The sequence below is a fragment of the Bacteroides pyogenes genome, assembly GCF_014196225.1.
GTDB lineage: Bacteria > Bacteroidota > Bacteroidia > Bacteroidales > Bacteroidaceae > Bacteroides > Bacteroides pyogenes_A.
Genome location: NZ_JACIDI010000008.1, coordinates 102,322 through 125,680 on the forward strand (window position 1 = coordinate 102,322; position 23,359 = coordinate 125,680).

Genomic DNA, 23,359 nt, shown 5'->3' on the forward strand with positions numbered 1-23,359 from the left:
CACAGGAAACAGATGTAGAATCAGTCTTCTTCCTCTTGTTTTATCGGAAATTCACAAATTACAAATCCGGAATCAGCACGAGCACCGAAAATATAGAGCTTCACATCATTTCCCTTTTCATCCTTTTCTATATAATATCCGGTTTGTGCACCGGGCGCCGCATTTCCCGACCCTCCTAAAATAAAAGAATAATCCGGATTGTGATTGTCTCCTTCATCAAACTTTTTGAAAGCCTCTTCTACGGTATTCCCTTTAGTTATATTGTATACATAAACAGCAGGAGTTGCCTGGCTTGCTCCTCCCAAACCTGCTGTACAAACAAGCAGATAGCGTTCATTATTGAATGTGAACACTCTCGATGCAATAGCCTCTGCCGCAATATTTTCTTTTTTCAGCGTATATTTTATACCGAGAGATTCATCAGTCAATGCAACCGGCTGCCTTACACCGCTCCATACATATTGGCCGGTGTTTTCCACTCTGTAAACATTCATAAAGGCAGTAGCACCTGAACTTGAAGGCAAAACGACCGGATCACCAATCGTTTTGTGATTCGTTACAGTCAATCGTAAAACAGAAGTAGAAGCGTTGTCACCGTAGAAGATAAAGCCATTGCCGTTTTTATCTATATTAATGGAGATATTATCTCCATGCCTCTTCCCCGCTCCGGGTATGTCTTTCACATTTATATTGGCTATTGTTTCCGGTTTAGATTCCGGCGTCTCCCAATAATATATTTTCAAAGGAGATGCCTGTCCTCCCGACAAAGATGAGATATAGACACGCCCATTAATCACAGCTCCCGTATTATAAGGGAAAGTTCCTCCACTCACATTCGTCAAATCGAGCATAATCGGTTTTATTTCACCTTTCTTCAAATCGGAGACATCAAGGAGATGTGGTCCCGAACCCGCCTTTCTGCTGACAATCAACACATACTTCCCGTCAAATGAGGCACATCTGGTGCTTAAAGATGTGAAATCAGGATAACGGTGGTCTCCCGAGAAATTATATACAACAGGTTTCGCAAAGTCTGCCCCATATACCGGTATTCTTTTTCTCACCTTAATAAAGTAATCTTTATAGCGTTTATGATTTATAACACGCAAAATCAAAGTCTTATAAGCAGTCTCCTCATCCATTGAGAAATCGAATACCGACTGTTGCAACTCCGCCCCCTCAGAAACTTTGGCTTCTACTTTCAAAGCAGAGAAATCAGTTGCAGGATCCAGACGGGGAAAATTCACCATCTTATTTTCTTCATCAACAACCCCTTCTACAACTGTATTTCCATCCGCCCCCGCATTCACTATTTTTATTGAAAAAAGATCAGTAGCATAAGGTTCTACCACACTTTTCGGATAGTCGTCGTCGCAAGAAAGCAAGCAAAGACTTAATGCTACTGTCGCAAATCCTATTTTCTTTATATATTTATACATAATATTCTATTTTTATTTTCAATCAATTCAATTACACGATGATACTTCGCATTATTCGATTGTGCTTGGCCAACCTTCCGTCTGAGACAAAGTATACCCTTTATTTTTGTAAGTTGTAATTTGGTTCGTTCCAATCGGAGACAGATAAGGATTGATATTAGGAACATTCAGGAACGGCAATCTGCCAAGATTCTCAGCAGGATAGAAAAAGCCCTTCATGCCAGCCCCGTTAGTGCCATCATAAATAATAAACTTACCGTTTTTATCCATAACCCTAAGCTTACCTTTATTCTCAGGCTTCAACTGATCACTAACTTCTTCTTGAAAATTAACCCATGTACCTATCAACAGATCTTCATTTTTATCAGTATCCATATATTCCAACTTCTTCCATCGTCTCAAATCAACGATGCGCGAAAACTCAAAAGCAAACTCCATTCTTCTTTCACGTCTTATTTCCCAAAGAAGACTCGGAACCGAAGGATCGCGTCGAGGATCGTCCGGTAAAGCATTCAAATCCATCGGAACTGTTTTCCGGACACCTTGGGCAAGAGCTTCCGGAGCCAACGGTCTGTTGCGTATTTTATTGATAGATTTATCTATATCACCTTGCACAATAGCGCCCTCACCTAATGTAGCGAGCTCTGCCTTTGCTTCAATCCAGTTTAATAAGACTTCTGCGTATCTAAGTACGGGATAACCTGTTACATTTTTTTCTCCTTGAAACTCAGGTGCCGGTGAACCTCCTGTCTTAATATAGTCTAATGCCGCACGAGGAATAAACTTGGTAACATACAGATAGCAACTTTTAGCCATGTTTGTAGGATTATGATAAAAACTAGCCTCAAAACGGGAGTCTCTTGTCTTAATCAGATTCTTGAGAGTGAAATCATCCGTATTTCCCAAAGAAGATGTTTGCCAGTCTTTCCCATCAACACAAATAAAAGCTTTTATCAAATCAAGATTCGGTCCCACATCAGTAGGTGAATTCATATTACAACCCGATGCTATGGAATGGGTTATACCTTGTGTCGCATCGTATTTCCGGTATAATATACAATCTTTATTATTAGTCAAATCCGTAGAACCGAACAAAGATCGAAAATCGGTAACGATGTCATACTTACCACTGTTCATTACAAATTGAGCCGCCTTAACAGCCTGTTGAAAGAATTTCTTGGCACGGGCATCGTCATGGTAATAATATTTCTGCCAGCTCGCTTCGAACAAGGCCCATCTGGCTACAAGAGCAGCAACAACATAACGATTGACATATTGCGCTCCGTCATTCAGCCGTACATTCTCCAATGCATATTCAAAATCATCATGAACAGCATCCATCACCTGATTTCTGGGAGTACGTTCTTTATACAATTCGTCCAGGTCAGTATTTTTAATTTCCCGATCATAATAAGGAACATCACCAAAAACATTCACCAGCCGGGCGTATTCCAAGCCCCTGAAAAAACGACCAACACCCAACCAATGATTATACTCCTCGGCTGTCAATATATTTGGCATTAAATTCGTAATGCGATCAATCATAATGTTAGCCTTTCTTATCCAAGCAAAGTTCCAAGTCGGTCCGGTAAACAGACTTTCCCACATCAAAGAAAGCGAAGTACTGCCTTTCGAAGTAGGTACAGCACGCAAGAACTGCCTTTGCGTAGACATGATAACCGCATCATCATTAAACGTATAGTTTGCATTCGGCGCATATTCCGTCTCACTATATTTCACTCCATATCCTACAAAGAAGTAAGAATAAAAGTCATTGGCATATAGACGAACTTTCTCTTCATTCGTCCAATAAGCATCATCTTCCGCAGTCGTTAATGATGGACGGTCGAGTACATCATTGCAATTTGTCAATGACAAAGCAACAACAGCTAAAATTAAATATATCTTCAATTTCATAAGTATTCTGTTTTTAGAAAGTTAATTGAGCTCCGAATGAAAGAGTCTTAAACATAGGTGTACCGGTACCCGTCCGCTCGCGATTATAATTCTGTTTTGTTGTAAACATGGAATATCCGGATATAGCTTCGGGATCAATAGGTAATCCCCTTAGATGATCAATGGTAAAGAAGTTCTCCAATGACATATATATCCGGGCTTTGGTAAGATAAATCTTAGATAACAGATTAGTAGGAACGGAATAGCCTAAGGTTATGTTTTTTATTCTCAGATATGCCATATTTAATAGATACTTACTTTGACGTTGCATTCCGAATCCGGTATTACTTGTTCCCAAATTCCATGCTCTGGGATAGAAGGCATTTGTATTCTCCTCTGTCCAATAATCGGTTGTAAACGTTTTAGGCAAAGCGCCTTCTTTGGAATCATATCCCGGAATAGCCAGCTGTCCGCTACCCCAGATTTTACGTTTACCTATGCCTTGACAGAAAATGGAAAAATCGAATCCTTTGTAATCGGCCCCTAATCTAAAACTATACTCATAGCGCGGAGTAGAATTACCAATAACCTTTTGGTCACCCGGATCTCCATTTGTACCCGAACCGGGAGTAATGTAACCATCTCCATCCAAGTCTACAAATTTCACATCACCGGGAGCAAAAATCAGCTTATCCCCATTCTCATAATGTACCTGATACACAGGATAAGGCGAGGTCTGTTTATGAGTGACTCGTGCCGTACCTTTATAGATCACAAGTATTTTTTCAATTTTTCCATCAGGGCCATACACAAAATCCTCTTTTTGAAACAATCTGTCTGTAACATATCCGTAAATATCTCCAAAGCGCCTTCCCGTAGAATATTCATTGCTAAGTTCACGGTCTTCCCACGGAGTCAGATAATCTGCTCCCCTGGTTATTTTAGTAGTTGCATCAGAAAAAGATGCCATCGCATTTATTCCTAAGCCATTCGCAAAACGATGGTTGAAGTCCACAGTCAACTCCCAACCTTTCGTTCTCAGGCTTCCATAGTTACCCCTCGGGGCACCGGCTCCTAAAGTAACCGGCAGACTCTCGCCCGAAATGATCATGTTTTTCGTATCCCGCTGATACCAATCGAAAGTTACTCCCAACTGATTATTCAGGAATCTGAGATCGGTTCCGAAGTCAAGTGTCTCTATCCGTTGCCAACTAATGTTGCTGTCAATCAACGACGGTGTTCCAAACACCGGAAATTTATTATTCGAACCGCCTAACCAAGTCGATTCGCTGCTTGACAAAACAGATTTATAAAGCGTGTTCGGAACCGTCTGATCACCAATGCTACCCCACGAAGCCCTCAGTTTACCGAAACTTAATATCCTGTCCATGGATTTCATAAACGGTTCATTGGTAAAGGCCCATCCCCAAGAGAAAGAAGGGAACCATCTCCAACGCAAATGTTTAGGAAATTTGGAAGAACCGTCTCTACGTAAGTTTGCCTCTACAAAATACCGATCCTCAAAAGCATAGTTAATTCGCCCGAAAAAGCCCAATTGAGCTTCCCAATTCCTATTACCTTCTATAAATTGCTCTCCGGATGCTAAAGGGAACTGAGGATTCTCTAAATCTATCAAATTCGTTTTTTTACCCGTATGCGAACTCCACTGACTTGTCACCCTATTCATACCAAGCATAAATTTAAAATGATGCAAATGTTCTTTACCCAGCTGAAGTTGATAAGTGGTATAAGCATTAAAAGTATTGTTGTCTTCAGCTCTGTTATAATTTTGAACAGCACTGATTGTATTGTTGGAATAATACTTCTGCACCGGAAAACGATAAGCCGGCATTCCACCCGTATCGACAATTTCACCCAATTCGTTGACATACACCTGACTTCCGTTCTCAATCCAGGGAACAGGAGAATACCATGTCTGTCCGGCATTGTATTGCATAATCGAAGAGTTTTTATCAGTGGTTTGCCTATCGTATGTATAGTCAAACTTCACATCCCAGTTTTTCGTAATATTTACAGTAAATCCTAAACTTACATTATAATACTTGTTTTGCAGATTATCCGTATTCGAAGCTCCCATCTCATAGGCCGCCTCTCTTAACGGATTGCCGTTTTCTTTTACCCCGATGGGCATAAGCGGGCTCCAGCGATACAGATACAGCCAAGGGTCGGCACTTGTAGTTCCTACTCCCGGATATCTTTTATTACGATCCGAATAGATAGAGCTTCCGCGTATGGTCAGATATTTGTTGATTTCGGAAGTCAGGTTGATAGAAGCGTTATATCGTTTGAAGTCGTCGTGTTTGGCCGTTCTCGACATACCGCTTTGATCCAAATAACCCAATCCTATATTATAGTAAGTATTTCCTGTCTTACCATTTACAGACAGATTGTGTTTCATCGTCGGCGTCCAATTATTGATCATGGCTTTGGCGCCATCGTATACTCTATACCCGTACTTGTTTGTTCCGTCGAATATCCAATCCCGTCCGTACAATACCGGATCATTGTACTTCACCTTTCCACCGTAAAGCTCTTGCCACTCAATAACTTTCTTCAAACTTTCACGACTGATTCTCCAAAAGCCACCGGCAGGCATCGGGGCTCCTCTGTTTTCCTGTGCATCCAATGTGTATTTTAAGGCTTCAACACCTCCCAAATCTATTTTTCTGGCGGGATCTTGCCATGAAAAGTTATTGGAATAGGTGATTTCGAACTTATCGTTTCTCGCTCCCGATTTTGTTGTAATAAGCACTACTCCGAAAGCTGCTTTCGAGCCATAGATGGAAGATGACGAAGCATCTTTCAGAATGGAGATAGACTGAACGTCATCCGGATTCACCATCTGAATGCTTGGTATCTCTACATTATCCAAAAGAATAAGAGGCTTATTGTTTCCGGAGATAGAACCTATCTGTCCGCGAATTTTAATTAAAGGATCCGAACCTATTTCACCCGTCGGAACCGTAACGTTTACTCCGGCCACCGCACCTTGAAGTCCACGGCCGATATCTGCAATAGGGCGGCTCTCTAACGCCTTATTCACATCGACAGTCGCTACCGCTCCTGTCAGACTCCCTTTTTTCTGTGTACCGTATCCCACAACTACAACCTCGTCAAGCAATTCCGTATCTTCTCTCAGAACAATCTTCATTGTCTTGGTTGCTTTTATTTCTAATGTCTTATAACCTACATAAGAGATTTGTAATACGGCTCCCGCTTTCACATTTAAGGTAAACTTACCGTTGAAGTCGGTTATCGTGCCATTAGTCGTTCCTTTTTCAATAACACTGGCACCAATGATAGGCTCGCCATTAGCATCCGTAACCAAACCTGTTGCAGTTTGCGTCTGCATCTGCTCCGCTACACCAAGAGAGCTGTCGGAAGCAGCCCGGACAGCTACCGCATTGCCACAAATAAGAAACAAAGCAGTAATGGTTGCTGTCACCAAGAATTTGCAATGTCTAAATTCCCGTTTTTCGTGATTTTCATTCATAAAAGATGGTTCATTTCAATGTTAAAAAATAATCTGTTCAGTATGTTTTAAAGAAAAGTTCAGGTACATGGAAGTGAAAAGAGAAATTCCATGATCAGTAAGCGTAACAGTATTCCATAGGCAATATATGTATTAAATATTAAAGTTAAAAAAGACAAGGAAAGTATCTTTCATTTTTCTCTCTAACAAAGATAATCATATATTTGCCATCAAGAACATTTATTTGTATTTTTTTGTATTTAAATCTATTAATTCACAAAAATAACACTCTTTATGGAGTATATCTCCATACGAAACAAAATATTTATTGTGAACCGGATGAATTCACCCCCAATCCAAACAATGCAAAATCGCCCAAACACGGATCATCGGGAAAGACTTCCATCAAGGCATCGGTTATTCTGCGGGCATTCTTCAGAGAGAACGTTTCCGTATCCGTCAACTTCAACAGATAAGCAACCCGACATACGTGGGTATCTAAAGGCACAATCAGATCCCTGCAATCGAAGCTGCTCCAGATACCGAAGTCAACTTCAGAGTTCCGACGTATCATCCAACGCAAAAACATATTCAGCTTCTTTTGGGGACTGCGTGCCGAGACTTCAAGAAATGCACATAATTTCTCCATAGGTATGCCCGGATATATTTGCAACGCATCCTCCAAACTGCCAAAACGGGAATAAGCATCATACAGGCGCTGAAAATAACCGCGAAAGCGGGCATAAGAAAGCATGCGGTAGAAACTGTTCGCGGCGCCGGAGGGGAAATCGCTCTCCCATCTACGGGAAAGCACGTACCGATAGGGCGATTCTCCCATCAGCCGGTGCAACTCTCCGGCTTTTTTCACAATCTGCTTCCGGTTTCCGAAGCTCATGATGGCGGTGAGCAAACCGCTGATTTCTATATCTTGCTTCAGCGAAAAGCGATGGGGAAACTGCACCGGATCGTCACAGATAAAGTCGGCGCAATGGTAAGCCGACGCACAAGCGATCAACATATTCTTTATTTCTTCCGTCATTTTTCGGGTTTACTTGTTTCTATAACATCTTGCGACCACAAAAATACAAAATCGCCGGCAGATTAACATGAAAGAGGCTCTGCATTGCCGGCATTCCCAAAGAAAAAACCGATGTAGATTCCCGCCGCCAAAGTTTTACGGGACAACAATTATTGCCTACCTTTGCCTCAGGATGAAGCAAATCTAACCCAAAGCAGAAGAAATATGGCGGATAATTACATCGAAAAGCAATACGAACAGTACGAAGCAAGGAAAGCGGCTTGGAAACAATCACAGAAGTACAGGAAAAAAACGCGACCGACATCTCCGTCGCCTCAGACAGAGGGTGGAACCCGTGAAAGAAGAGTATTCGTGACGGGAGGAGCATCCGGAATAGGAAAAGCGATTGTAGAAACCTTTTGCAAGGAAGGATTCAGGGTTGCCTTTTGCGACCTCGATGAAAAGGCGGGGAAGGAAACGGCGCAGGGAACGGGAGCGGCATTCTATCCCGCAGACGTAGGCAACCAAACGGCTCTCGAAGAATGTATGCAACAAATATTCAATGAATGGGGCGATATAGACATCCTCATCAATAATGCCGGCGTCAGCCGCTTCTCACCCATCACGGAGACGAGCGTAGAGGATTTCGACCGGATTCTCTCCGTCAACCTGCGACCCGCATTCATCACTTCGCGATTGCTGGCCATCCACCGCCATGCCCTGCAAACGCCCAACCCATACGGAAGAATCATCAACATCAACTCCACGCGTTATCTGATGAGCGAACCGGGCAGCGAGGGTTATGCCGCATCCAAAGGAGGCATCTATTCGCTCACTCATGCGCTGGCATTGTCGCTTGCCGAATGGCATATTACGGTAAACTCCATAGCGCCGGGATGGATACAGAACGAGAAGTACGAACTGCTGCGCGCGGAAGACCACCTCCAACATCCGTCGGGAAGAGTAGGCAAACCCGAAGACATTGCCCGCATGTGCCTGTTTCTTTGCCGGGAAGAGAACGATTTCATCAATGGAGAAAACATTACGATTGACGGAGGCATGACGAAGAAGATGATTTATAGGGAGTGAAACATGCGAACATAAAAAAAAGGCTATCTATCCCAGACAGCCAATCTTTGTTAACCTTAAATCTAATACTATGAAAAACACAGTGCAAAGATACGGACTTTCCGCTTATCTCCAAATTTGCCGCCGCAAACGAAATATATTATAACACCATTTAATATCGAGGTCCATAAGTTAACATTTCGACTGGCGGGCTACACTCCGGATTGGGTTCATACATCAGTGGGGAACAATCATGAAACACCCTCAGTCAGCATCTATTCCCTGCATTGGCTTTCCATACATCAGCGGGAAACAATCCCGCACTCGGGAGCTGCTGTCATTGCCCGTTTTTTTTCGGAATACGGCTCTTCACGGAAAAGAAACAGGTAATTTAGACGGAACGTCAATCGAAGACGCTAAGCTCAAGCATCAACCTCATATCATACAGAACAACCGGAGTCAATACCGCTACAAAACAGACGAAAGAAGACCAACCGAAGACGCTAAAGCTCAAGCGCCAACCTATATAATACAGATCAGCTGGAGCCAATCCCGCTACAAAACAGACGAAAGAAGGGTAGCCGAAACCATCAGGCTATATAGTTCGCTTTGTTTCCCACTGGGGAAACTTTATTTTCCCACTGGGGAAACTTTTGTGTCCCCAGCGGGAAACTTTTGTGTCCCCAGTGGGAAACTTTTGTGACAACAAAGCGGAAGCTCCGTTCAAACCAAAGAGAGCCTTCGTACCGGCAAAGCAAAAGCTCTGTTCAAGCCAAAGAGAGGCTCGTTCGGGCAAAGCGGAAGTTCCCCTGCACAAGCGCCTTTACCGAAGCTACCGCAACGGGCATGGCAATCCCCCTTCTATTTCACCACTTTATTGGTGAGCGGATCGGGAAAAATCACCGTAGGTTTAAACGTTTTCGCTTCCTCAAAGTCCAACAATGCGTACGACATGATAATCACAATGTCTCCGGGCTGCACTTTCCGCGCCGCGGCGCCATTCAGACAAACCTTGCCGGAGCCGCGTTCGCCCTTGATAATATAAGTTTCAAAGCGTTCGCCGTTATTATTGTCGGCAATGTATACTTTTTCTCCGGGAATCATGTTCGCAGCATCCAGCAGGTCTTCGTCGATGGTAATGCTGCCCATATAATTGAGATTGGCCTCTGTGACACAGGCACAATGAATCTTCGATTTCAACACTTCTATCATCATAATGCGTTGTTTTAAAATAAAGTTGTAAAAATCAGTTGTATTTGATATTGTCGATCAGCCGGACATCTCCGCAAAACACGGTTATGCAGCCCACCGCATAAGCGGTATCTTTCCAATCGTTTATCTTTTGCAGCGTATCTCCGTCCACTATTTCAAAATACTCCAAACGAAGCCCCGGCGAGGAAGCTATCGCCTCTTCAACCATCTTGCAGGTCTCCGCAACCGGATGGGACGAAGCGAACGAACGGCTTGCGAACAGCGTGCGGGAGATATTCAACGCATTCCCCCGTTCTTCCGCAGAAAGACGCGAATTACGGCTGCTCAGCGCCAAACCGTCCTGCTCGCGCACGATGGGACACCCCACAATCTCCAGTTTATAGCCCATCTGCCGCACCATCTCGCGGATAATCGCCAATTGCTGGAAGTCTTTCTCCCCGAAATAAGCCCTGTCGGGCATCACGGCGTCGAACAGTTTGCTCACAATCTGGCATACCCCGTTGAAATGTCCGGGACGAAAAGCTCCCTCCATCACCGTATCCAGCGGCGCATAGCTGAATTTGCGATTGTCCGGCTGGGGATACATCTCCTCCACCGAAGGAACAAAAGCAAATGCAGCGCCGCACTTTTCCAGCAAGCGGCAATCCGCCTCAAGAGTACGCGGATATTTGGCCAAATCGTTCTTATCATTAAACTGAGTAGGATTCACAAAAATACTCACTACAGTCACAGCATTTTCACTTACACTACGTCTTACCAACGATGCATGCCCTTCATGCAAAGCCCCCATTGTAGGAACTAATCCGATCTTTTTATCCTGAACTCGCAGCACCTCCAACTCTGTCTGCAACTCCTTGACCGTGTGTATTACTTTCATTTCTGTTTATAAGTTTATGTTCGAGTTGTTTGCAAAAACTCTGCAAAATAAACTAATATTTGCCACATAAAGAAAGAATATCATATTTAATGTTCCTTTTTTTTGCTATCTTTGCAGAATATTACAGAGAAGTATTGTTGATTATGACAAAGGCGAATAAAGTTTTATTTATTACACAAGAGATTACACCCTATGTACCCGAATCGGAAATGGCCGATATAGGTAGAAATCTTCCACAGGCAATTCAAGAAAAAGGTCGTGAGATCAGGACTTTCATGCCCAAATGGGGGAACATAAACGAACGCAGGAATCAACTCCATGAGGTGATTCGCCTCTCAGGTATGAATCTCATTATTGACGATACCGACCATCCTCTCATTATAAAAGTAGCCTCCATCCAATCGGCCCGCATGCAGGTATATTTTATAGATAATGACGACTATTTCCAGAACCGCCTGCAAACAGTAGACGAGAACGGTGTGGAATACGGCGACAATGACAGCCGTGCCATTTTCTATGCCCGCGGCGTATTGGAGACGGTGAAAAAGCTGCGTTGGTGTCCCGACATCATCCACTGTCATGGCTGGATGACGGCTTTGGCCCCTCTCTACATCAAGAAGGCCTACAAGGACGAACCTTCTTTCCGTGATGCCAAAGTTATATTTTCAGTATACGAAGACGACTTCAAGAACACATTCGGCGAAGACTTTGCCACCAAAATGATGCTGAAGGGAATATCCAAAAAAGATTTGTCAACATTGAACGGAACCACAGATCATGAAACTCTTTGCAAATTGGCAGTAGACTACTCCGACGGAGTGATCAGGAACAGCCAAAAAGTAAACGAAGCCATCATCGATTACGCCCGTCAATCCGGCAAGCAGATACTTGATTATCAGCACAAAGAGAGCTACGCAGACGCATGCAACGAATTCTACGATCGGGTATGGGCGGCAACAGCAAACAAAGAAGAATAACAACAACCTAACAACATACCACAACTTATGAAAGCGAAATGTGCTTTGATAGCCCTATTGACAATCACATTCTTCGGATGCGACGACAATACGGGCGGATTGGGATTGGGAATATTTCCGGAAAGCGATCAAAACATCAAAGGAAAATTATCCTCCTTTAATGTCGTCACAGAGTCTGTCGCTACCGGAAAGATGTACGCAAAAACCAATATCGGCTATGTAGGAAAGTTTACAGACAAAGACTTTGGAACATACAAAGCCGGCTTTCTGACAGAGCTGAACTGTCCGGAAGGAATGACGTTCCCGGAAGTCTATACCGAGTATGACGAGAACGGGAAACCGACTTCCGAAACCGGAAAGAAAGCCGTAAAAGCAACCGGGAAAATGATTGCGACTGCCGACAACGACATCGAACTGATTACAAACGAGCAAGGAAAAGTGATAGGCAACATACATGCCGTAGAGTTGTACTTGTGGTATCAGAAATATTTCGGAGACTCGCTGACAGCTTGTCGCCTGAGTGTTTATGAACTGAGCGAAGAGCTTGATAAAGACAAAGCTTACTATACCGACATAGACCCGCAAAAGTATTGCCTGAAATCAGAAGCGACATTGTTGGGAACGAAATCATATACCGCTTTGGACCTGTCGGTAAAAGATTCGGTAAGAAAAAGAAAGGACTATGTGCCCAGCGTACGCCTATCGCTTACAAAAGAAAAAGCCAATAAAATTGGCGGAAAGATTCTGAAGAAGTCAAGGGAGTATGGAAACAAACTAAACAATAAAGAGTTCAAAAAGTTCTTCAAAGGCATCTATGTAAGCAGTGACTATGGAGACGGAACCGTATTGTATGTCGACCAGTCTCAAATGAACGTAGTCTCTAAATGCTACGTTACCGACAGCATCACGGGCCTCAAACTTCAAAAGAAAAACGGACAAGACTCCATTTATTACACACAACGCATATTCGTATCCACGCGCGAAGTCATTCAGGCCAATCAGCTAAGCAATGACAAGGATGCCATCAACGAACGGATCAACGAGCCCGGCTGCACGTACCTGAAAAGCCCCGCAGGCATTTTCACGCAGGCCAGACTTCCCATTAAGGAGATAGAACAACAGCTGAAAGAGGACACTCTGAATGCAGTGAAGATGACATTCTCCAATTACAATCAGGCAAACGGTAAAAAAAACCGCATGTCCATACCCGCTAATGTGATGTTGATACGCACGAAGCTGAAAGACTCTTTCTTCGAAAAAAACGAACTGAACGACAACATCTCCTCTTTCTTGGCTTCTCACTCTACGACTTCTAATCAGTACACATTCGGCAATATCACCAATCTGGTAAAAGCTTGTATCGCAGAAAAAGAAGAAGCACGAAAAAAAGAAGGAACAGCTTGGGATGAGGAAAAATGGATGAAACAAAACCCCGATTGGAACAAAGTGCTGCTGATTCCGGTGCTTATTACATATGATTCTTCTGCCAAATCTTCTCGCGACACTCCGAAAATCGTCAGCATACAGCATGATCTGAAGCCCGGATACGTGCGCCTGAAAGGAGGAAAATTGGGAGAAACCAATGCAGACTACCGGTTAAAGTTAGAAGTGATTTCCACAGACTTTAAAGCGGCGAACTGAGAGAAACATAAAATCTGAAAAAAAACTCTGCTTGCAGCATCGTCCACGAGTGGTTTTCATGATCATGGTTTTAAGTTAGTCACAGTTGTTGGTGAAATAGCCAGCAAAGAGAGACACCTCGATTCTGAAATATATAAATGACGTGTACGATTGAACATTAAAGTTTCACTCTACGCGTCTTTTTTTATCCGCGGCACAGCGAATATATCACCGGTACGGTGATCCTATATCATCAGCGCGGTGGGTATATATCGCCAGCATGGTAAGCATATATTGCCAGCATGGTAAGCATATATTGCCGGCAAAATGATTTTATCGGATTTATACTTTGCCACATGAAGAATGGACGGCGGCAAAGTGCATACCCTGCCTTCCGACCAAACATCATAAAACAGAAAAATAGCGAGCAAAACGACTTTCGTTCGTCCGCTCGCTATTTCTATACTTCCGGCAGGAAAGCTCGACTACCGCAGAAAGCATTTAAAGAAGTATGCCTCAGAAGAATCTCTGCATCTACGCACATCGCGTATAAAACACCTCTACAAGGAGGCATCTATGCACTCCTCGATTACTTTTCCGCTGCATCCTTTTTCTTAGACCGCGCCACTGTTTTTTTCTCAACAGGTGATTCAGCTTCTTTTACAATCTTCTTCTTGGACGCATTCTTCTTGACCTTTGCCGATTCTTTAGCGGCTTTTTCTTGCCACCTAGCAAGCTCTTCCTGCAAATCGTTTATTTCTTCTCCCTGATTTCTAATCGTAGTCAGCAGAGGGTTCAACTCCTCATTGTCCACATCTACAGGATAGAGTGCATCAACCCGCTTAATAAAATCTCCCAAAATATTCATGTAATTCGTAAACGCGTCGTAAGGAGAATCGTAAATGCCGCGATCCAGCCAAACCCCCGTGTTTTTGGTCGTCATAAAGCGGAAATTGTTACTGGCTTGCAAGTAATCCCAGTCCTGTTTAATCCGGCGATCATCACACAAGTGAACGCGTTCCGCCACACTGTAGAGCTTATTAAAGGCCTCACGCTGTAATACATTACCCAGCCAGCTGCTGGTATCTCTTTCTTCGTCTGTCCACGACATCGGATAAGGCACATCCAACTGCGAGATGGACTTCAGTTTTGCAACAATTTCCGAAGGCGTAGAGAAAGTGATTCCTTTCGCTTTGGCACACTCGGGCAAAGCCTTCAAAAACTCAAGAATATTGGACGACAACGGTTGTGCCATACCCAACGCACTCAATTCCATAAAGATATTCACTACCTGCTCTTCTTGCGGCAACGCATCTATCCAACTAATATAACGATCGGCAAACAGAGGGTATTCCGACCATTCGGAATTGGAGAATCGCAAACTTATATCATCAGACAGTTTGAAATCTCTCAGCAAAAGCTTAAGACCGGGAGCCTGATTGCAATGATAGACATAATGCGGACTCTTCCATCCAAGCACATGCTTGGCACCTTCCGTCAACATTCCCTTGAATCCCATCGAAGCTACCATAGCTCCGATTTCATCCGAATAAATCAAACTGGAATTGCGGAACACCGTAGGTTGCTTGCCAAACATCTGTTTTATTTTTGAACGTTGCCGAAGCACCTCTTCACGGAAGCAGGCTTCGTTCGCAAGCGAAGACAAACCATGCGAATATGGCTCACAGAGAAACTCACAGTTTCCGGTATCATTCAACTGATGCAACAAATCAAGCACAGCCGGAGCATGAAACTCCAATTGCTCCAATGCTACTCCGGAAATGGAAAGTGCTACTTTAAAAGTTCTTTCAGATTTCTTCACCATCTCAATCAAGGTATTGAGCGCAGGTATATACGACCGTTCGGCAACCTCATTTATGCTCGTTTCATTGGCATAGTCATCATAGTAGTAATGATCGCTGCCAATATCGAAGAAACGATAACGTTTCAAATGTATAATCTGATGTATCTCGAAATAAAGACAGATCGTTCTCATAGTCTATATTATTTTATTGTTAACCATTGTTTTTAATAACCTCATCGTAGATGCCACGTACTTTGTAACCTACATTTTCCCATTTTATTTCATCCACTTCCTTTTTACCTTCGACTTTCAAGTACTCGTACATGGCGGGATAAGTACAAATGGAATAAATGGCATCCGCCATGGCATGAATATCCCAATAATCCGTTTTAATGCACTTTTCCAGAATCTCGGCACAACCGGATTGTTTGGAGATAATGGTAGGTACACTGCATTGCATGGCTTCCAACGGTGAAATGCCAAAAGGTTCGGACACCGAAGGCATGATATATACATCGCTGCCTTTCAGCATCTCATATACCTGATTGCCTTTCATGAAACCGGGAAAATGGAAGCGGTCGGCGATTCCACGTTCGGCTACCAACCGAATCATCTGATTCATCATGTCTCCGCTACCCGCCATCACAAAACGGATGTTGCGTGTACGATGCAAAACCATCGCCGCAGCTTCGACAAAATACTCCGGTCCTTTCTGCATGGTAATACGTCCCAAAAAAGTTACAACTTTTTCATTCGATTGCTTTTGCGGAACAATATCCAGAATTTCCTGCGACAAAGGAGATACAGCATTATGTACGGTAGAGACCTTCTTCGGATCTTGAAAATATTTATGAATAACAGTCTGCCGCGTCAGCTCACTTACGCACATAATATGGTCGGCATGATCCATACCATTCTTCTCTATGGAATATACAATAGGATTCACATTACCGCGACTGCGGTCGAAGTCGGTGGCATGTACGTGTATTACTAATGGCTTGCCGGATACCTGCTTGGCATGGATTCCGGCCGGATAAGTCAGCCAGTCGTGAGAATGAATGATATCGAATGCCTGTTGACGGGCTACCACCCCCGCCACAATCGAATAGTTGTTGATTTCCTCATGCAGATTATCAGGGTAACGCCCGGAGAATTCGATACATCCCAAATCGTTGGTTTGAAGGTAGTTAAAATCAGCGTATATATGATCGCGCAAATCGTAATACAATTGCGGATCCATATAACTACCCACCCGATGCTTCACATAATCCCAATCAACATTCCGCCAAACGACCGGCGTGTTGTTCATTCCTATAATTTTCAAAAAACTCTGGTCTTCGTCTCCCCACGGCTTGGGAATACAGAACGTAATTTCCATGTCGCTCTGTTGAGACATTCCTTTCGTCAGACCATAGCTGGCAGTTCCTAAACCTCCCAAGATATGCGGGGGGAACTCCCATCCAAACATTAAAACTTTCATCTTCGTTCCTCCTCTTTTTAAGAATACCTGGACAATAGCTTCAGAATGCGTAGAACTTCAGCCACATTCATGGCAAAAGAAACGGCTCCCCTACCCCGGAAAGGAGGGTTACCGTCGAAAAGTTCGGGCAACGAGCTTATACAATGGATGGTAAGTTCGTCCTCCAAACTGATAAGTTGCCGCTCTACGAACGACAAACCGCTCATCTTGTAAATCCGAAGGTAAGCTTCCATGTAGAATCCCATCAGCCAAGGCCAAACAGTGCCTTGATGGTACGCATAGTCTCGCTGTATCTGGGGACCGACATAGTTCGGGTTATACCCTCCGCTTTTCGGGCTTAGAGTGCGGAGACCTTTCGGAGTCAAAAGTTCTTTAGTGACAATATCGAGCACTTGTTTCTTCTGCGTTCTATCAAGCGGAGAATAATCGAAGGCGACGGTAAATATCATATTGGGACGCACGCTCCAATCCATCATATTTCCGTTCACATAGTCGAACAAATAGCCGTATTCATTACGGAACACGTCAACAAAAGAGCGTCCGGTAATTTCGGCTTGTGCATCGAGCGAATCGGCAAAAGCCGCATCTCCTCCTTCACGAATGAGATCGGCCACAAAACGTAAAGCATTATACCAAAGCGCATTGACTTCGACGATATAGCCTGTGCGAGGAGTAACGGGGCGTCCGTTGGCCATGGAGTTCATCCATGTGACTGCCTTCTCCCGTCCGTCTGCATAAAGCAACCCATTCTCATGCAGAAACATATTATCATGTTTTCTCTCATAGATGTACTTCATGATATCTGTCAGCAACTCGCCATACTTTCGGCGGCATTGTTCGCGGGAAGTTTCTTTGGCATACTGTTGCAAGGCCCATACTGCCCATAACAACACATCAGGATCGTCCATCTCGTAGATTCTATATTCACTCGGTTCTTCTTCGATAAATCGGCGAATAGCCTTTTCAGCCGTCCTCATCACGTCTTCGAACTCATCAACTTCATCAATAGCAAGAGTAAGTCCCGGAAGTGAAACGAACAAATCGCGTGCCCGGCATTTAAACCAAGGATATCCCGCCAATATGTAATGTTCACCTCTCTGGTGATTGTGAAACTGATGCGCCGAGCTCTGCAGACAGTGATAGAAACTATCGCGAGGAATACGGTCGGCTACTTCGGTATCAAAGATATGTTTCAACCGACGGGGAGAGGCTTCCGATGTACCCGCAGAGAAAACAATACTTTCTCCTTTCTTTATATCTACTTCGAAGTATCCCGGAACGTAGAGATCTTCATTGAAATCATACCCGCGCTCTTGTTCCTTCGGATATTCAATCCCACGATACCAGTCGGGATGATAATGAAATTCGCACTTTTTGTTCAATTGCATGAACAACTCCGGATAACCGGCATACATACACGTCTTAATTCCATTCTCCACCATCTGATATTCCCGGTTTGCCTGTGCATTCTCATGCGTATATTCACGCACACTGCGAAAAGCGAGGAAAGGGCGGAACCGCAAAGTAGTAGGCGAATGGGCATCCAACAACGTATAACGAATCAGGATCCTGTTCTCATAATGTACAAAGATTTTCTCCTTGCGTAAAACCACGCCTCCGACACGGTATATAGTTGCCGGAATACGTTCACAATCAAACTCACGGATATACTTATGTCCATTCGGACTAAAATGATTTCCTTGATATTTGTGTAATCCCAGATTAAATTCTGCACCATGTTGGATAACAGTTTCATCCAAAGAAGACAACAGCACATGATTCTCGTCGTCAAGATCGGGAATCGGAATCACCAACAAGCCGTGATATTTGCGCGTGTTACAATCAACAATCGTTGTACAATGATAAGCTCCAGCATTGTTTACCCGCAGAATCTCCCGCTGAAGAGATTCTTCCAGATTGGTCATGAGGGTCTTGTCAAATCGTAAATAACTCATAGTTGTGCATATTAAAGGTTAATTTATAGGTCATCAGCATTAAAATACCAAAATTCATAACTCTCTTTCCCAAATGTACAAAATATAGGGAAAAAGAAAAACAAAATAGCGGTTTATTTTTCTATTTTCTACTATTATTCGTAGTATTGCATCGAACATTCAAAATTAAAAATAAAATGGACCGGGATATTCTACAAATCAGGTTGGCAGGAGTTAAGTCGTTATTTTTCGTTTTTCTGCTATACATCCTGAAAATAATGGAAGTAGGAATGGACTGGGACTTCTCTCATTCGGGCATTTATCCTTTAAAAGGAAAAGGAATATTGGGTATTGTAGCACACCCGGTAATACACAGTGATTTTAAACATTTACTGGCCAATACGTTCCCGCTGCTTTTTCTTTTATGGTGTCTGTTCTATTTCTATCGTGAAATAGCCGGATACATCTTCGTATCAATCTGGATAGGCGAAGGAGTATTAACTTTCCTTATTGGCAAACCGGGATGGCACATAGGTGCAAGCGGACTTATCCACGGACTCGCTTTCTTCCTTTTCTTCAGCGGGATTTTGCGCAAGCACGTTCCTTTGACCGCCATCTCTCTACTGATTACTTTCCTGTACGGAGGTATTATATGGCATATGTTTCCACACTTCTCTCCTGCCAATATGTCTTGGGAAGGACATCTCAGCGGAGGAGTAACCGGAACGCTTTGTGCCTTCCTTTTCGAAGGCTACGGCCCGCAGCGACCGAATGCCCCTTTCGCAGACGAAGAAAAGTCGGCAGAGGAAGAAGGGGAGTCTTATAATGACCCACACAATGATAAACAAAAAAGAGAGACAGATGCCTTTATAACCCTTTATCAATCAGTGAAAACAGATTTTCCATGAACATGCCCACCGCAACGGCCAATAAGATAATACCGAAGAATTTACGAATAAGATAAATACCGGCCTTACCCAGAAAGCGTTCTACATGAGCGGTCATTTTTACAACAAAATATACCCAAAGCATATTAAGAAACAAGGCTGTAAGAATGTTTACACTTTCGTATCTGGCTTTTAAAGAGATCAATGTAGTGAAGGTGGCTGCACCCGCTAACAAAGGGAAAACGAGAGGCACCAATGTGGCCGATTTAATAGGCCCTTGGTTTTTAAATATCTCAATATCGAGAATCATCTCCAGAGCCATGAGGAATATGATAAACGCACCGGCCATAGCAAAAGCACGTATATCGACATTGAAAAGCTTAAGCATTACATCTCCGGCATAAAAAAATCCCAGCAAAAGCGCCAGGGAGATAAGCGTAGCTTTCATGGCATTTACCCCCAGGCCTTTCTCTTTGAGGTTCAATATAATAGGAACTGAACCAAGAATATCTATAACTGAAAAAAGTGCAACGAATGCACTGACCATCTGTAACCAATCAAATCCTTGAAACATATATCTTCTTCTTTTTTTGTGCAAATATAGTCTATTTTTATGCATCTAAACAATAAAAAATCAAAAAGAAAAAGCTATTATGACCTAAAAAAGCGGATAATCAGTAATTTTGTAAGATAAATCAAAATGCAATTTATGGAAACAATGTTTGATACTTTGCTTCAACTACCCTTGTTTCAAGGCCTTTGCCGTCAAGACTTCACACAGATTTTGGATAAAGTAAAATTACACTTCGTCAAATACAAAGCCGGAGAAACCATCATAGAGAGTGGAAAATCTTGTGAGCAGTTATGCTTTCTGCTTAGAGGCGAAATAGCAATCGTCACTGCTTCTCCCCAAAAGTCATACACCGTAGTTGAGCTAATAGAAGCTCCTTATCTGATCGAGCCTCAAGCATTGTTCGGGATGAGCAGAGAGTATGTCTCTTCTTATGTGGCTTATACCGAATCTCATATAGTAAGTATCAGCAAGCCTTTTCTTCTTAGCGACCTATTCAAATATGAAATTTTTCGCCTAAACTACATGAATATCATCGGCAACCGGGCACAGAATCTTTACTCCCGTTTGTGGGAAGAACCGCCATCGGGGTTGAGAGAGAAAATGATTCGTTTCTTTTTGGTACACTGTGAGAGAACTCAAGGAAAAAAAATATTTAAAGTAAAGATGGATGATTTGGCGCGGCATCTGGATCATACGCGACTGAACACGTCAAGAATGCTTAACGAGATGCAAGACGAGGGATTGATAGAACTCCATCGGAAAGAGGTTGTGATTCCGGACTTCGAAAGACTTATCACAAGAAAATCTTAATAAATAACTTACTTCAAATGGAATTTGCAGGCACATCAAGCACAAGTGCTTCAGCGAATGCCCCCTGCTCATAGAAGCAGAAAAGCTCTTTGGCTAAAAAAATCGCACTTGTCTAAAAAAATAATTTGCCGCTTATAACTCAACACTTTTTTAGGCACACACGCTTTTCATTTGCTTCATGGTTCAACTCCAACATAATATGTTTTCTACCCAGGAGAAGCAAAAAAACAAATGCAATCGCCCGAAAGCCTCATTTTATATATACGACACCACCCCCATCACAGGAATTTGTCACAAGGGTGGTTTTACCCATTAAGTTTTTTGTTACAAATTACTCCCACTCAATCGTTGCAGGCGGTTTCGAACTGATATCATAGGTCACACGGTTCACTCCTTTCACCTTATTAATAATATCGTTCGAAATCTTACCCAGAAACTCGTAAGGCAAATGTGCCCAGTCCGCCGTCATACCATCGGTAGAGGTCACCGCACGAAGAGCCACAGCTCTTTCGTAAGTACGCTCATCACCCATCACTCCAACCGACTGTACCGGCAGCAGGATTACACCTGCCTGCCATACCTTATCATACAGATGCCAATCACGCAATCCCTGGATAAAAATATCATCCGCTTCCTGCAAAATGTTTACTTTCTCAAGAGTTATATCACCCAGAATACGTACACCCAAACCGGGTCCGGGGAAAGGATGGCGACTGATAAGATGGTCGGGCATTCCCAATTCACGCCCCACCCGGCGCACTTCATCTTTAAACAAGAGGCGCAACGGTTCACATAGCTTCAGATTCATCTTTTCGGGCAGTCCGCCTACATTATGATGGCTCTTTATCACTGTTCCCGTAATGGAAAGCGACTCAATGCAATCGGGATAAATAGTGCCTTGAGCCAACCACTTCACATCTTTTATTTTATGCGCTTCTTCGTCAAATACGTCGATGAATCCTTTGCCTATAATTTTCCGTTTCCGCTCCGGTTCTGTCACCCCTGCGAGTTCGGCGAAAAACTTCGCGCGAGCGTCTACTCCAATCACATTCAATCCCAAACATTCGTAGTCGTCCAACACATTCTTGAATTCATTCTTCCGCAGTAGTCCGTGATCGACAAAAATACAAGTCAGATTTTTACCGATAGCTCTGTTCAGCAAAACGGCAGCGACCGAAGAATCAACCCCGCCGCTCAATGCCAACACTACCTTATCATCCCCCAGCTGGACTTTCAATTCGGCAACCGTACTTTCGATAAACGAGCCGGGCGACCAATCTTGCTTACAACCGCAAACGTCCACCACAAAATTCTTTAAAATCTGCGTTCCGTCTTCACTGTGGAATACTTCAGGATGAAACTGAACACCCCAAACCTGCTCGCCTTCCAACTGATAGGCAGCAATCTCCACTTTATCCGTAGAAGCGATCTTTTTGAAATTATCAGGAACAGCCGTAATAGTATCCCCGTGACTCATCCACACCTGTGTGTTTTCACGGACACCTTTAAAAAGAACATTATCTTGGCAGAAAGAAGTCAAGTGCGCGCGACCGTATTCACGAGTACCTGCGGGCTCTACCTTTCCGCCATTGGTATAAGCCATGAATTGAGCACCGTAGCAGATTCCCAAAACAGGATATTTGCCGCAAATTTCATTCAAGTCGACTTGAAAAGCATTTTCATCGTACACCGAAAACGGGCTTCCGGAGAGAATAACTCCTTTTATCGTAGAATCTTCCTTGGGGAATTTGTTGTAGGGAATAATTTCACAATACGTATCCAATTCGCGCACACGGCGACCGATAAGCTGCGTAGTTTGCGAACCGAAATCAAGAATGACAATCTTTTCGTGCATATTAATGAGTGGATTTTAAATAAATGATTCGCAAAAGTAGAAAAAAGTATGCAATCTATTAAAGAATAAAATATAAAATCATTTTTTATCGGATAAAAACAGAAGATTTTCTCTCTTTTCCGACTTTCGCTCAAAAAGTTCCTTCTAATGCACAGTGTATTCAAAACAACTAACCAAGCATCCAAAAAACAAGTGCCAACCGCTAATTAACAAAGCAAACGTTCTGCTGCAAACAATCTTTCTGCTGTTGCTTCCGACTATATTTATCCGACTATTATCGGTAGGGCAGGTTTCACCTTGTGCGATAACAACAGTGGTTATCTTCGTTTAATATAAAGCGTTTAAGCTGATACCTTTCAAAGTTTTGATAATACAGTGCGGTTTTCTCTAAAAATGATTTGAGGAAATAAGCGTT

Annotated in this window: 16 protein-coding genes; 5 read left to right on the top strand and 11 right to left on the bottom strand. The window is 43.1% G+C overall.

All coding sequences use genetic code 11. The annotated features are described in order from the left end of the window. Positions 1-20: 20 nt before the first annotated feature. The 4 genes from GGR07_RS07280 to GGR07_RS07295 all read right to left on the bottom strand — a co-directional run bounded on the left by GGR07_RS07280 (position 21) and on the right by GGR07_RS07295 (position 7,867). Positions 21-1,439, bottom strand: coding sequence for a DUF4623 domain-containing protein (locus GGR07_RS07280; protein WP_021647243.1), 1,419 nt, complete (start codon positions 1,437-1,439; stop codon positions 21-23). A gap of 51 nt (positions 1,440-1,490) precedes the next feature. Further along, positions 1,491-3,356, bottom strand: coding sequence for a RagB/SusD family nutrient uptake outer membrane protein (locus GGR07_RS07285; protein WP_021647244.1), 1,866 nt, complete (start codon positions 3,354-3,356; stop codon positions 1,491-1,493). Between the two features lie 13 nt (positions 3,357-3,369). Next, entirely contained in the window at positions 3,370-6,849 is a 3,480-nt protein-coding gene (locus tag GGR07_RS07290; RefSeq protein WP_122056351.1) for a SusC/RagA family TonB-linked outer membrane protein, read from the bottom strand. Between the two features lie 304 nt (positions 6,850-7,153). Continuing rightward, positions 7,154-7,867, bottom strand: a complete 714-nt coding sequence (locus tag GGR07_RS07295) for a TIGR02757 family protein (protein ID WP_021647247.1) — start codon at positions 7,865-7,867, stop codon at positions 7,154-7,156. A 204-nt stretch (positions 7,868-8,071) separates the two neighbouring features. Between GGR07_RS07295 and GGR07_RS07300 the strand changes: the two genes are divergently transcribed. After that, the gene (locus GGR07_RS07300; protein ID WP_021647248.1) at positions 8,072-8,935 is read left to right on the top strand and encodes an SDR family NAD(P)-dependent oxidoreductase; all 864 of its coding nucleotides are present in this window, start codon (positions 8,072-8,074) and stop codon (positions 8,933-8,935) included. A gap of 840 nt (positions 8,936-9,775) precedes the next feature. Here the strand turns inward: GGR07_RS07300 and panD are convergent. Further along, positions 9,776-10,129 (bottom strand): aspartate 1-decarboxylase, encoded by a 354-nt coding sequence (gene panD, locus GGR07_RS07305; protein WP_021647251.1) that lies wholly within the window; start codon positions 10,127-10,129, stop codon positions 9,776-9,778. Between the two features lie 31 nt (positions 10,130-10,160). Then, positions 10,161-11,003 (bottom strand): pantoate--beta-alanine ligase, encoded by an 843-nt coding sequence (gene panC / locus GGR07_RS07310; protein ID WP_021647252.1) that lies wholly within the window; start codon positions 11,001-11,003, stop codon positions 10,161-10,163. 143 nt (positions 11,004-11,146) lie between these two features. On the opposite strand from panC, the gene GGR07_RS07315 reads away from it, so the two are divergent. Both GGR07_RS07315 and GGR07_RS07320 read left to right on the top strand, forming a co-directional pair. Next, the gene (locus GGR07_RS07315; RefSeq protein WP_034542837.1) at positions 11,147-11,980 is read left to right on the top strand and encodes a glycogen/starch synthase; all 834 of its coding nucleotides are present in this window, start codon (positions 11,147-11,149) and stop codon (positions 11,978-11,980) included. A 27-nt stretch (positions 11,981-12,007) separates the two neighbouring features. Beyond that, a complete protein-coding gene (locus GGR07_RS07320; RefSeq protein WP_021647254.1) occupies positions 12,008-13,621 on the top strand; it encodes a DUF4270 domain-containing protein in 1,614 nt (537 codons plus the stop codon). Between the two features lie 568 nt (positions 13,622-14,189). Here GGR07_RS07320 and GGR07_RS07325 read toward each other — a convergent pair. Genes GGR07_RS07325 through GGR07_RS07335 form a run of 3 tightly spaced genes read right to left on the bottom strand, consistent with a single transcriptional unit; the run spans position 14,190 to position 18,839 of the window. Further along, positions 14,190-15,596, bottom strand: coding sequence for a glycoside hydrolase family 57 protein (locus GGR07_RS07325; protein ID WP_021647255.1), 1,407 nt, complete (start codon positions 15,594-15,596; stop codon positions 14,190-14,192). 19 nt (positions 15,597-15,615) lie between these two features. Next, positions 15,616-16,884, bottom strand: a complete 1,269-nt coding sequence (locus GGR07_RS07330) for a glycosyltransferase family 4 protein (protein ID WP_034542812.1) — start codon at positions 16,882-16,884, stop codon at positions 15,616-15,618. Positions 16,885-16,901: 17 nt separating this feature from the next. Continuing rightward, positions 16,902-18,839: a glycogen debranching enzyme N-terminal domain-containing protein gene (locus tag GGR07_RS07335; RefSeq protein ID WP_021647257.1), complete on the bottom strand. Its 1,938-nt coding sequence runs from the start codon at positions 18,837-18,839 to the stop codon at positions 16,902-16,904. A 176-nt stretch (positions 18,840-19,015) separates the two neighbouring features. Between GGR07_RS07335 and GGR07_RS07340 the strand changes: the two genes are divergently transcribed. Continuing rightward, the gene (locus tag GGR07_RS07340) at positions 19,016-19,726 is read left to right on the top strand and encodes a rhomboid family intramembrane serine protease (RefSeq protein ID WP_051990571.1); all 711 of its coding nucleotides are present in this window, start codon (positions 19,016-19,018) and stop codon (positions 19,724-19,726) included. On the opposite strand, the gene GGR07_RS07345 is transcribed toward GGR07_RS07340, so the two are convergent. Next, the gene (locus tag GGR07_RS07345; protein ID WP_021647259.1) at positions 19,686-20,279 is read right to left on the bottom strand and encodes a MarC family protein; all 594 of its coding nucleotides are present in this window, start codon (positions 20,277-20,279) and stop codon (positions 19,686-19,688) included. The genes GGR07_RS07340 and GGR07_RS07345 overlap by 41 nt on opposite strands. A 135-nt stretch (positions 20,280-20,414) precedes the next feature. On the opposite strand from GGR07_RS07345, the gene GGR07_RS07350 reads away from it, so the two are divergent. Then, complete coding sequence (locus GGR07_RS07350; protein WP_034542810.1) at positions 20,415-21,089, top strand: Crp/Fnr family transcriptional regulator; 675 nt, start codon at positions 20,415-20,417, stop codon at positions 21,087-21,089. Positions 21,090-21,420: 331 nt separating this feature from the next. Here GGR07_RS07350 and guaA read toward each other — a convergent pair whose 3' ends face one another. Continuing rightward, the gene (guaA, locus tag GGR07_RS07355) at positions 21,421-22,944 is read right to left on the bottom strand and encodes a glutamine-hydrolyzing GMP synthase (RefSeq protein WP_034542808.1); all 1,524 of its coding nucleotides are present in this window, start codon (positions 22,942-22,944) and stop codon (positions 21,421-21,423) included. Positions 22,945-23,359: the final 415 nt, after the last annotated feature.

What these genes read in the sequence shown, in the direction of transcription:
- GGR07_RS07315 (WP_034542837.1), top strand. Translation starts at nt 11,147, where the DNA reads ATGACAAAGGCGAATAAAGTTTTATTTATTACACAAGAGATTACACCC.
- GGR07_RS07340 (WP_051990571.1), top strand. Translation starts at nt 19,016, where the DNA reads ATGGACCGGGATATTCTACAAATCAGGTTGGCAGGAGTTAAGTCGTTA.
- GGR07_RS07320 (WP_021647254.1), top strand. Translation starts at nt 12,008, where the DNA reads ATGAAAGCGAAATGTGCTTTGATAGCCCTATTGACAATCACATTCTTC.
- GGR07_RS07300 (WP_021647248.1), top strand. Translation starts at nt 8,072, where the DNA reads ATGGCGGATAATTACATCGAAAAGCAATACGAACAGTACGAAGCAAGG.
- GGR07_RS07280 (WP_021647243.1), bottom strand. Translation starts at nt 1,439, where the DNA reads ATGTATAAATATATAAAGAAAATAGGATTTGCGACAGTAGCATTAAGT.
- panD (WP_021647251.1), bottom strand. Translation starts at nt 10,129, where the DNA reads ATGATGATAGAAGTGTTGAAATCGAAGATTCATTGTGCCTGTGTCACA.
- GGR07_RS07345 (WP_021647259.1), bottom strand. Translation starts at nt 20,279, where the DNA reads ATGTTTCAAGGATTTGATTGGTTACAGATGGTCAGTGCATTCGTTGCA.
- GGR07_RS07350 (WP_034542810.1), top strand. Translation starts at nt 20,415, where the DNA reads ATGGAAACAATGTTTGATACTTTGCTTCAACTACCCTTGTTTCAAGGC.
- GGR07_RS07290 (WP_122056351.1), bottom strand. Translation starts at nt 6,849, where the DNA reads ATGAATGAAAATCACGAAAAACGGGAATTTAGACATTGCAAATTCTTG.
- GGR07_RS07325 (WP_021647255.1), bottom strand. Translation starts at nt 15,596, where the DNA reads ATGAGAACGATCTGTCTTTATTTCGAGATACATCAGATTATACATTTG.
- panC (WP_021647252.1), bottom strand. Translation starts at nt 11,003, where the DNA reads ATGAAAGTAATACACACGGTCAAGGAGTTGCAGACAGAGTTGGAGGTG.
- GGR07_RS07335 (WP_021647257.1), bottom strand. Translation starts at nt 18,839, where the DNA reads ATGAGTTATTTACGATTTGACAAGACCCTCATGACCAATCTGGAAGAA.
- GGR07_RS07295 (WP_021647247.1), bottom strand. Translation starts at nt 7,867, where the DNA reads ATGACGGAAGAAATAAAGAATATGTTGATCGCTTGTGCGTCGGCTTAC.
- GGR07_RS07330 (WP_034542812.1), bottom strand. Translation starts at nt 16,884, where the DNA reads ATGAAAGTTTTAATGTTTGGATGGGAGTTCCCCCCGCATATCTTGGGA.
- GGR07_RS07285 (WP_021647244.1), bottom strand. Translation starts at nt 3,356, where the DNA reads ATGAAATTGAAGATATATTTAATTTTAGCTGTTGTTGCTTTGTCATTG.
- guaA (WP_034542808.1), bottom strand. Translation starts at nt 22,944, where the DNA reads ATGCACGAAAAGATTGTCATTCTTGATTTCGGTTCGCAAACTACGCAG.